Here is a 9,838-nt window from a genome sequence, read left to right as displayed (position 1 = left end):
TGTGATTCCAGCGATAGCCTTTCACGTTGAGCAAATACAGGAAGCACAGGCCAAAACCCCAGTTGCGCTGGTTGTGTGTAAGCCGGATCAGGTGGTCGGCGATCTCGGCATTTTCCGAGGACAAACGTGGCTGGTATCGATAGCAGGTGACGCTAACTCCGAAGGCCTGAAATGCCAGTTTGATACTGGCTAGGCCAGAGTGAACGGCACGCTGCGCCATCTCTCGCCGTCGAGATGGCTTCACCACTTTTTTGCCATCGCTTCCTGGATGATCTCGACCTTCAGGCGCTCCTCGGCGTACATCTTCTTGAGGCGACGGTTTTCATCCTACAGTTCGCGCAGCCGGGCCATCAATGAAGCATCCATGCTGCCGAACGCGCCACTTGTAAAAGGTGGCCGAGCTGATGCCATACTCGCGGCAAAGCTCAGGGACTGGACTGCCAGCTTCGGCCTGTTTGAGGATAGCGATGATCTGGCTGTCCGAAAAACGTGATGTCTTCACGCAAAATTTCCTTGATCCGATTAGGAGAAAATTCTACTTCTGACGAGTACTGATTTCAGGGGGGATTACCGAACTGGCAATAAAAAACCTTGAGTTTGCTCTCCGTGGTGCGAGCAACCTTCTAAAAAGATTTTGGGGCGTCATGAAAGTACGTGTCGCGGAGCCAAGGCAGGGAGCTATAGCTAGATAGCTTTGCAGTGGTGCCGACTGTTGAGTGGCGGTAGCATCAAACAGTTTTTGCAAAAGCAATGATCAATAAAAAGCCCGGATATCCGGGCTTTTTATTCTTACGAGTGCAGCTTACTGCAGCCAGGACTCGACAGTGTCGTTGCCGTGTTCTTCTTTCCAGGCCTTGAGTACTTTGTGGTTGCCGCCTTTGGTTTCGACTACTTCACCGGTGTTCGGGTTTTTGTAGCGTTTGACGGCGCGCTCGCGGCGAGTGGCCTTAGCAGGAGTGGCTGCGCGGCCACCTTTGTAGGGTTGCGGATCAAGCAGGGCGATCACGTCACGCAGGCTCTTGTCGTATTTCTTCATCAGCTCTTTGAGCTTGGTTTCGAACTCGATTTCTTTCTGCAGGGCGTTGTCGTTTTTCAGCGCTTCCAACTCAGCCAGTTGGGCAGCGAGTTGTTGTTCCAGGGCGCGGTATTCGGCAAGCTTAGACATAAAGTCTCCTTAGAGGCACAACGCCAGATGGCCGGAAAATTGGCTGAGTATTAAGGCGTTTGAGGCGGGTATGAGCAGATCGTTATCTGCTTGATTTATAGAGTACGAGTATTTCGCTTAGTTCTCCAACAATTTTATGAATGGATTGTCCGGTGGGGTTGTTACAAACAATAGCGAAGGATCTTTGAGCAGGTAGCCTTTGAGTTGTGATTGTTTGCGAGGGCCTTGTACGGTGCAGCTCCAGACGTTCAATCCATCGGGGCATTTTTGGTGCAGCTTGAGGTAGCCGAATTGCTGTTGCAGGTATTTCCAGCGTTCGTTGTTGCCGCCGATGCCTTGGAGTCTGTCGGGAAACTCCAGTATGTAGCGCTGGAAGATTCCGGGGGTGACCAGCAGTACTTTGCCGTTGACGGTATGAATCTTTGCAGCGGTGTCGTTGATCAGCAGTTTGTGGCTGCGAATACCTTCCTTGAGCCAGGCAAGAAATTGTTCGGCTGGTTTTTCATTGTCTTGCGAGGTGTTGTCTTCGAGGTTGGTTTCCTCTGTCGAAGGGATTGACGACGACGTGTCAGGAGTAGCGTGGGGATGAGGCTGTTCTATCTTCGGTTGTGTTTGTTGTGAAGTTGGGACATTGCTTTCTGATTCTGGTGATTCCAGTTTTTCAATGACCGTGCCGGTAAATGGGGTAGGGCGTTCATCGTTGTGCCAGATCAGTGATGGAGACAGGCGGATGAAGGTGAAACGTTGCTGCCAGTCTCCATCGGTGACTTCTGCGGACCAGATGGCTTTGTCATCGTGAGTCGGGACGATTAGACGGTGTGCCTGCAATTCATCGAAGACGCGAACGTTAGAGGTGGGTACGCCTTCGATGCCTTGGGACAACAGGTAGGCGCGTAGCTTGTCGATCACTACTTTACTGACCAGCCACAAGCTGTCTTCGGTGAGCCAACCGGCAGCACCTGGCTGGTTGAGTTTGAGTTCGTGTTCGAGCAGGTAGCGCAGTCCTTGGAGTAGGTGTTGTTGCAGTGAGGTTTGCGGGGCGTCGAGAACCTTGGCGGGGTTGCCGCCAAGGTTCTGGGCGGTGGATAGGCGGTCGGCCTGCAGCACCAGTTCACCCAGGATGCCGCTGTCGGCGTGGTGGCCGGCGAGTTGATAGAGCAGGGCGCGCCACAGTTCGGGGTATTGGCTGAGCCAGTCAAGGTGTTGTGTTGTGAGGATCTGTTGGTGAATGAGGCCTGCGGCAGCGCCGTGCAGGTGGTAGTCGCGGCCCTTCACGTAGCGAAAGCGATAGGGCTGTTGGAGGGGGCCATGCCAGGGATGCCATGTGGTTTGATCAGCTGTTTCGATATGCAGGTCGACGGCGATCTTGCCGATGTCGTGGAGCAGGGCTGCGTAGGCGATACCGGCTGACCAGGCATCGGCTTGAGCGGCCTGGTCTTCGGGGGCGCTACCGACCGGGAGTAGGTGAGACTGGCGAAGCTTGAGGCTGTAGGCGACCAGTTCCAAGCCGTGATCGAGGAGGCCGCCGAGGTAGGCATGGTGGTGGTTCTCACTGGCGGGGAGCTGCTGGACCCAGCGTGCGTACTGTTGGATGGGACCCAGGTACAGGCGTTGGTACTGGCTGTCCGAGAGGGCGGTGAGTTGCCAGAGCCGTTGGATGAGGTGTTTTCGGTGTGGAGTGGCTAGCAGCGTCTGCACATCGAGCACCGGAAGAAAGCCTTCGGGACAGGAAGGTCTATCAACAGTTTGGGGTTTGGGACGATGGCGGCGCAGGTGTTTGAGCATGCTCTGCAGAAGGCAGCCTTTTCCCTTTTCGGGTAGGGCTTTTACCCTTGAACTCCTTTCCCTTATTCTCTCCTTTTCCTTTTGCCGTGCCCCTTTGCCGCGGACCAGTGATAACGCGATATGACAGGTGTCGTATTGGCGGTTGTGCCGCTTGGGAGTGAAATGACGGCGCAGTAGAATCCGGCCTTTCATTTTGAGTGTGGCAACTGATGACTTTGACCGATGCTGTGATCGCGCTGTTTCTCGCGATGCGCATTCATGGCACTGATGCGGCAATCCGGGCGACGGCTAAGCGCTGTGCCAAGAAGCTACCTCGTAGTCAGCGTGACTCGATGTTCAAGATCGTCGATAGCAAGAGCCCACGGGCAGTGGTGAATTATCTGGCGATTTCGTTGAATGAAGACGAGTCCGCAGTGGAGCAATGCTAACTGACTGCGTCAGTGGTATAGGGAGGTAACAATGGCGGATCGACGAGTCAGGAGGATGTTACTTTGGGCATCCTGAAAAGGCCGGAATGCTTTGCAAGCTTGCCGCGGCGCACTGAGTTTGAGCGGCGGCTTTGCCTATGGAGAGCGCCTTCATTTTCTACTCATTCTTCATGGTCGATTTTTCAATCTCCCGGTGCAACGGCGTTCATTGTAAGGCGTCTGGAACATGATCCTGGGTTGTGGTCTGTCGGTAAACGTAGATGCTCCCCACATCTACGGCGCAGAAGCAGTGCTCAGCGTTGAGCAGGCTACTCAAATCATTGCTGCATTCGAGTCCTTGGTTCTGCCAGTGTTCAGGAGACCGCAAGGTGGCGGTATAGATGGCACCGCTTATGGGGCAATCCTTGGCAACTACTGGTAAGGTACACGCGTCAACTGATGGGGAGAGGCTCCGGTAGATTGGGCTCCGCTCGTTTCCTTGTTCCCAAGAAACTATAGAGCTGCTGGATAGCGTTCTCCCCACGAGTACGTTGCTCACCGGCGAATTCTGAAGGTTATTCAAATCGAAGGGTGTTCGAAATCGTTCATGGTAAGAGTCGCTACGCAGTGCATGGGGGGCAAGATGGCGAGCGTCATCGAGCGACTGAGCCCGGTGCTGTGAGGCTGGGCAGGCTACTTCAAGCTCAGCCAGAGTAAACGTCGCCTGGAAGAGCTGGATGGCCGGGTAAGATACGAACTTCGTTGTGTAATCTCGCGGCAATGGAAGCGGCCCTCTACGAGGGCGCGCAACTTGATGCGCCTGGGGTTGAGTGCAAATCGGCTTTCAATGGGCGAGGCCCGTGTGGAACTCGGGAGCGCCACATATGAATCAGGCGCTGCCGAAGAGGCTGTGGGACAGATTTGGACTGGTCTCGATACTGGATACGATTAATCGGCTTAATCGCATGGCCTGAACCGCCGTATACGGAACCATATGTACGGTGGTTTGAGAGGACGGCGGATGCGAATCCGCCTCCTACTCGATGCCAGGTGTTTTTACCAGAAAGTCCCGCGCAGGGTCAGCATGTGGTTGCGCGGTTCGCCGTACCAGTTGCCCGAAGCCGAAGACCCCACGGTCGAGTAGTATTTTTTGTCGAACATATTGTTCAAGTTATATGTGAGCGTCCAGTGGTCGTCGATCCGATATTCCGCCAAGGCGTTCCATATCGCGTAGCCAGCCTGGGTGTAGTCGAAAGGTACGCTCGCGCCGCCGTTGAGAGGGGTTGCGGTGCCGCTGACGTAGTTGGAACTCTGGATGTTCACACCGCCGCCCACCTTGAAGTCATGCAGCTCACCCGTTAATTGGTAGGTGGACCAGAACTTGAACAGGTGTTTGGGGGTGATGCTGCTCAACACCGCGCTGTTATAGCGATTGCGGTTGTTGTTGTAGGTATAGCCGCTGAGTACCATCCAGCCTGGAAGGATTTCCCCAGTCAGTTCCAGGTCGAGGCCCTTGCTGACCACCTCGCCATTATCGACGTAGCAGCAGTTGCCGCCATACAGGATGTTGGTCAGCGGGTAGTTGGGGTCTTGTACCGCCTGATGCTCGCGCTTGGTGTAGTAAAGGGCGATGGTGGCGTTCACCGCACCATCGAACAACTCGCCTTTGAGGCCGGTTTCGTAGGTTTTGCCGGTCATCGGCTCAAGCGAGCTGCCGGGCAGCGGGCCGGCCAACTGATTTTGCTGCGGCTTGTAGATTTCCGAGTAACTGGCGTAGGCCGACCATTCGCTGGTCAGGTCGTAGACCACGCCACCATAAGGCACTATCTTGGTAGCTTCACGGGTGTTGATTTCCGATTGCAGACCCCAGACGTCGTTGGCCAGCAGCCGGTAGGTCGAATGGTATTTGTAGCGATGGGCCCGTGCGCCGACGATCACGTGCAACTGATCGAGGGGGTGTAGGCGCAAGGTCGAATAGAGACCGTACTGCTCCTGGGTATTGGGGTCGTAGTCGCGGAAGAAGTCCTTACGGGTGGGCGGCTCGTTCCACTGCGTCGAATCCGGGTCGAACACATCGATCGGGCCTCCGGTGTTGAGCGACTGGTTGGTACCGCGCCAGCGGCTGGTGATCTTCTGGCGGTCTGCACCGAACAGCAGTTCATGCTCCTGCCCCATGAAGCGGAACTTGCCCGCCACGTTTGCATCCAGCAGGTACTGCTCGCTGAGCCAACGGTTCGTGTTACCCGACCAGGCTGGCCCCGTACCGGTGGAGGAGTCCACCGAGCCGAAGTTGAACGCACTTTTCACGAACCCCGAGTCGTAGGTCTGGGTATAGGAAACGTTGGCTTTCCAGTCGTCGTTGAACTCGTGGTCGAGCTTGGCGAAGACTTCCTGCGAGTGACCATCGGAATAGGCCCAGCTCTCGGTCAGGCTGGTGTGGCGCGGCAGGCCCAGGTCGGCGCCGGTGCTGTAGCGCGGCAGCCCCGTGCCGGAGCCGGTTTCATGGTATTCCTCGGATCGGCCACCGAAGGTCAGACGCGTGCTGGGTAGAATGTCCGCTTCGATCACGGCGTAGAGGGTCGGTTGTTCTGTGCCGCGGTCATCCATGAAGTACTGGCGATTGGTGTAGGCGGCGATCAGACGACCACGCAACTTGCCATCGAAACCCATTGGCCCGGTCACGTCGAACTGGCTTCGGTAGTTATCCCAGCTCCCGGCGGACAGGTCGATCTTCATCTGATAGACGTCCAACGGACGCTTGCGCACCAGGTTGATCATGCCTCCTGGGTCGCCGGTGCCGCCGAACAAGCTGGAAGAACCGCGCAGCACCTCGACATGGTCGAACTCCACCATGTTGTAATTTTTGTTCGAGTAGAAACTGCCCGCGGTGGTGCCCAGGGCCATGGGCGCAGCCCCATCGATCTGGATGTTCTCGATCTTGAAGCCGCGAGAATAGAAGTCGGACAGCCGGTAATTGTTGTTCTGCACGGTGATGCCCGGCGTCACTTTCAGCGCGTCGGCCAGGTCGGTCATCCGCCGATCCTGGATCACCTGGTCGGTAACCACCGAAACCGCCTGCGGCGTTTGCCGGATGCTGGTCGGGGTCTTCGAGCCTACACTGGTTAGATCGGTGGTATAGGACCCTGAGTTCTCGGTGGACTCTCCCATGCCCTGGCCGGTGACCGTCGTAGTACTTAGTTGCAGCGCGCCACTCTGGGACGCGGCAGGGCGCAGTTCGAAGTGGTTGCCGTCCAGGCGCACTGCCTCCAGGCCGCTGGCTTCGAGCAGACGCTGCAACGCCTGTTCGACGCCGTAGCTACCGCGTAGCGCCGGAGCGGATTTGCCGGCTGTGAGGCTGCCATCGCTGGCGAGATAGATACCTGCTTGCGCCGCGAACTGGTTGAGCTGGTTGGCCAGGGGGCCCGCCGGGATGTCGTAGGTGAGATTCCTGATCTGTTCGGCAGTCACGCCGATCGGGCTGTGTGCCAGGCTGCCGAGGGCGAGCGGCAGGGCCAATATTAGGGGGCGAATCGGTAGGTGGAGCAAGCGGGCTGACATGCGTTTTTCCTTCAAAGTCCGGGTGGCAGAAAGTTCTTGTCACCAGCTAATTCGGATGAGAAAGAAAAATCGGAACGGCAAACGAGAAAATTTCCTGACTGATTCGGAAAAATCACTGCTGACCCACAGCGCAGACAGCTTTTAAAGACTATCGGGCTTTAGCGGGCTTCCAGGTTTACCCACCACGGCAGCGTGCGTTGCACGCGTATCGGCAGAGCGCTTTCCAGCATCGCCAGTGTCCGGTCGGTGTCGTGAAGGGGATAGGTGCCCATCACCCGCAGCCCGGCGACGGCCGGGTCGACGCCGAGGTGGCCGTGGCGATGGTTGGCGAGTTCGGAGACGAATTCGCCCAGCGACATGTCGTTGGCCAGCAGCAAGCCGCGCGTCCAGGCCTGGCGTGTCTGCGCTGCCGGCGCCAGCGCATCGATCCGCTGTACGTCGAAACCGAGTTGCTCGCCGGCGCGGACCACTTTACGGGCATCGCCGGCGGCACTGCGCACTTCCACCGCGCCCTCGAAGACCGACAGACGGGTGCGACTGTCCTGCTGGGTGACGCTGAACCGGGTGCCTAGTGCGCACATGTGGCCCTGGCGGCTTTCGACCAAGAACGGCCGTGGATCGTGACCGGTCTCGATGAGGATTTCCCCTCTGCGCAGCTGCAACAGGCGCTGTTCCGGGCTAAAGTCGACGTCCAGCGCGCTGTTGCTGTTGAGCCAGACACGCGTTCCGTCGACCAGAGTGACTTCGCGTACATCGCCGACGCCGCTGCGGTAGTCGGCGCGCCAAGCCAGCAGCGTCTGGGGTAGCCCACCACTGCGCCAGCCAGCCCAGCCTAACAGCGTTGCGACCGACAGCGTGCCGAAGCAGAGCAACACTTGGCGACGCGTGTGGCGCGACTCGCGGACACTGAGCAGTGTGTGCAGGGCACCGTCAGCGTCATTCTGCAGCGGCTGGAAACGCTGGCTGATTCGTTCGACGTAATACCAGGCCTGGCGATTCGTTTCGTCCTGCGCATGCCAGCGACGCCAGGCTTCCTGCGCGTCTGCATCTTTCGGTGCCGCGCTCAGGCGTGCATACCAGTGCGCAGCCTGTTGCAGCGTGGCGTGGTCCGGCTGCTGCGCCATCAGCGCAGCGCCTCGTCGAGTTCGATTTCCAGCACTAGGCACTGGTACATCGCGCGAGCCATGTATTTGGTGACGCTACGCTCTGACAAGCCTAGGCGTTTGCCGATCTCGCGGTAGCCGAGCCCCTGGACCTGAGCCAGTAGGAAGGCTTCAGCGACCTTGTCTGGCAGGCTGGCAAGCATCGCATGCACCTGCTGCAGAGCCTCGAGTACCATCGCACGGGATTCCTCGGACGGCACGAGCGCTTCCGGACGGCTGGCAAGCACCTCAAGCCAGGCCCGCTCCACTTCCTGGCGCCGCCAGAAGTCTACGCAGACGTTACGCGACATGGCGCTTAGGTAGGCTCGCGCATGACTGTCGCTGTCGAATTGGCGCGGCTTGGCGAGCAGGTGTAGGAACACGTCGTGCGCCAGGTCGGCGGCATCGGTGGCGTTGCCGAGTTTGCGATTCAACCAAGCACGGATCCAGCCGTGGTGTGCCAGGTAATAGGCCTGCACCTGGCGTTGATAAAGCTCGTCGAGGGTAGATATCACGGATGGCACCGTCAGGGTTTGCGAGCCTGATGCGTATGAGAAGGTTTTTCATCTTATGTCGACGAACGTATCGTTGGCAAACCCCGACGAACGCTCTCCGGTGTAAGCATGTGCCTGCTTTGGCACTCAGAGCCTGTTCACGATCTTTTGAGCCACATTACCAAGAATGCCAAGTGGATGAACTGCAAGCTGGTATTGAGCATACGCTCGCAGTTCTTCCATAACCTTCGATTTTTCTCCAGCCACACAATGAATCGCACCGGTTTTCGTGAAGGTCTCAACTCTTGAGAAGATGAGGCCATGAGAAAGACTACGACCTACTCCCCTGAAGTTCGTGAACGTGCCGTGCGCATGGTTCTGGAGCACCTGAGCGACTACCCCTCCTGAGGCCATTGAACCGAAGATTGGCTGTGCAGCGCAAACCCTGCATGGCTGGATTCGTCGCCAGCAGACCGACGCAGGCCAGTGCCCCGGGCCTACCACCGAAGAGCGTAAGCGTATCAAGGCGTTGGAACGGGAGAACCGCGAATTGCGCAAAGCCAATGAGATTCTGCATCTGGCCAGTGCATATTTTGCCCAGGCGGAGCCCGACGGGCAGGCCTTCCTGCGCCGCAGCAAGTCCTGAGGGTATTTGTTGACCAGCATCGCGACCGTCTCGGGGTCGAGTCGATCTGTCGTGTGTTGCAGATCGCCCGTCCGGTTACCGCAGGCACGCGGCGTAGCAACGTAACCCGGAACTGCGCTGCTGCCGTGCTCGACGCGATGAGGCATTGAGCTTGGAGATCCAGCGCGTGTGGGACGCCAACATGCAGTGCTATGACGCAGTGAAGGTCTGGATGCAGCTCCGGCGAGAAGGTATCGAAACTGCCAGATGCCCGGTGGAGCGGTTGATGCGTCGAGCTGGATTGCAGGGCATAAGGCGTGGCCAGGTTGTGCGAACAACAGTGGCAGGTGACAAGTCTCTGTGCCCGCTGGATCGTGTGCAGCGCCAGTTCCATGCTGACCGCCCGAACCAACTGTAGGTGTCGGACGTCACCTATGTTTCAACCTGGCAAGGCTAGCTGTACGTGGCCTTCGTGATTGACGTGTTTGCGCGGCGGATCGTCGGCTGGCGAGTCAGTACCAGTATGAAGACCGACTTCGTGCTGGATGCTCTGGAGCAAGCCCTGTATGCCCGCCAGCCACATCACACGGGTGGTCTGATCCATCACAGCGACAGTAAGAATGTACTGGCCAGTGTTTCCATGTGGTCTGACTAACACAGCG

The 9,838-nt window shown here is 57.7% G+C and carries 7 protein-coding genes, 4 pseudogenes and 1 other annotated feature; of the genes and pseudogenes, 3 read left to right on the top strand and 8 right to left on the bottom strand.

The window, feature by feature from the left end:
• The 4 genes and pseudogenes from ACSZPK_RS26295 to mobH form a co-directional block, all read right to left on the bottom strand.
• Window positions 1–220: pseudogene (locus ACSZPK_RS26295) on the bottom strand (IS3 family transposase); the annotation flags it as partial.
• Between the two features lie 102 nt (window positions 221–322).
• Entirely contained in the window at window positions 323–502 is a 180-nt protein-coding gene (locus tag ACSZPK_RS26290) for a transposase (protein ID WP_437884570.1), read from the bottom strand.
• Between the two features lie 300 nt (window positions 503–802).
• A complete protein-coding gene (locus tag ACSZPK_RS26285) occupies window positions 803–1,165 on the bottom strand; it encodes a histone-like nucleoid-structuring protein, MvaT/MvaU family (RefSeq protein ID WP_437884569.1) in 363 nt (120 codons plus the stop codon).
• Window positions 1,166–1,282: 117 nt separating this feature from the next.
• Entirely contained in the window at window positions 1,283–2,950 is a 1,668-nt protein-coding gene (gene mobH / locus ACSZPK_RS26280) for a MobH family relaxase (RefSeq protein WP_437884568.1), read from the bottom strand.
• A gap of 209 nt (window positions 2,951–3,159) precedes the next feature.
• On the opposite strand from mobH, the gene ACSZPK_RS26275 reads away from it, so the two are divergent.
• Window positions 3,160–3,378, top strand: coding sequence for a DUF7740 domain-containing protein (locus tag ACSZPK_RS26275; RefSeq protein WP_437884567.1), 219 nt, complete (start codon window positions 3,160–3,162; stop codon window positions 3,376–3,378).
• Between the two features lie 613 nt (window positions 3,379–3,991).
• A pseudogene (locus tag ACSZPK_RS26270) lies at window positions 3,992–4,331 on the top strand (group II intron maturase-specific domain-containing protein); the annotation flags it as partial.
• 82 nt (window positions 4,332–4,413) lie between these two features.
• On the opposite strand, the gene ACSZPK_RS26265 reads toward ACSZPK_RS26270, so the two are convergent.
• The 4 genes and pseudogenes from ACSZPK_RS26265 to ACSZPK_RS26250 form a co-directional block, all read right to left on the bottom strand.
• Window positions 4,414–6,915 carry a TonB-dependent siderophore receptor gene (locus ACSZPK_RS26265; RefSeq protein ID WP_437884566.1) on the bottom strand — a complete coding sequence of 834 codons (2,502 nt, stop codon included), beginning with the start codon at window positions 6,913–6,915 and terminating at the stop codon, window positions 4,414–4,416.
• Window positions 6,916–7,073: 158 nt separating this feature from the next.
• On the bottom strand, window positions 7,074–8,039 hold the full coding sequence (locus ACSZPK_RS26260) for a FecR domain-containing protein (protein ID WP_437884565.1): 966 nt from the start codon (window positions 8,037–8,039) through the stop codon (window positions 7,074–7,076).
• Window positions 8,039–8,569: a sigma-70 family RNA polymerase sigma factor gene (locus ACSZPK_RS26255; protein ID WP_437884573.1), complete on the bottom strand. Its 531-nt coding sequence runs from the start codon at window positions 8,567–8,569 to the stop codon at window positions 8,039–8,041. Before ACSZPK_RS26255 ends, ACSZPK_RS26260 begins: the two co-directional genes overlap by 1 nt.
• A gap of 140 nt (window positions 8,570–8,709) precedes the next feature.
• Window positions 8,710–8,829 (bottom strand): annotated as a pseudogene (locus ACSZPK_RS26250) (IS5/IS1182 family transposase); the annotation flags it as partial.
• A gap of 43 nt (window positions 8,830–8,872) precedes the next feature.
• Here ACSZPK_RS26250 and ACSZPK_RS26245 point away from each other — a divergent pair.
• Window positions 8,873–9,813, top strand: a pseudogene (locus tag ACSZPK_RS26245) (IS3 family transposase); the annotation flags it as partial.
• Window positions 9,137–9,267 (top strand) — a sequence feature (AL1L pseudoknot). It overlaps the preceding pseudogene by 131 nt.
• Window positions 9,814–9,838: the final 25 nt, after the last annotated feature.

The sequence above is a fragment of the Pseudomonas sp. LRF_L74 genome (assembly GCF_965644255.1).
Lineage (GTDB): Bacteria > Pseudomonadota > Gammaproteobacteria > Pseudomonadales > Pseudomonadaceae > Aquipseudomonas.
Note: the sequence above shows the minus strand (reverse complement) of the source record. Positions and strands in the feature narration are given on the sequence as shown.

Bases quoted from the DNA above. Each gene is read 5' to 3' on its own strand.
- ACSZPK_RS26285 (WP_437884569.1), bottom strand. From the start codon at position 1,165: ATGTCTAAGCTTGCCGAATACCGCGCCCTGGAACAACAACTCGCTGCC.
- mobH (WP_437884568.1), bottom strand. From the start codon at position 2,950: ATGCTCAAACACCTGCGCCGCCATCGTCCCAAACCCCAAACTGTTGAT.
- ACSZPK_RS26275 (WP_437884567.1), top strand. From the start codon at position 3,160: ATGACTTTGACCGATGCTGTGATCGCGCTGTTTCTCGCGATGCGCATT.
- ACSZPK_RS26265 (WP_437884566.1), bottom strand. From the start codon at position 6,915: ATGTCAGCCCGCTTGCTCCACCTACCGATTCGCCCCCTAATATTGGCC.
- ACSZPK_RS26260 (WP_437884565.1), bottom strand. From the start codon at position 8,039: ATGGCGCAGCAGCCGGACCACGCCACGCTGCAACAGGCTGCGCACTGG.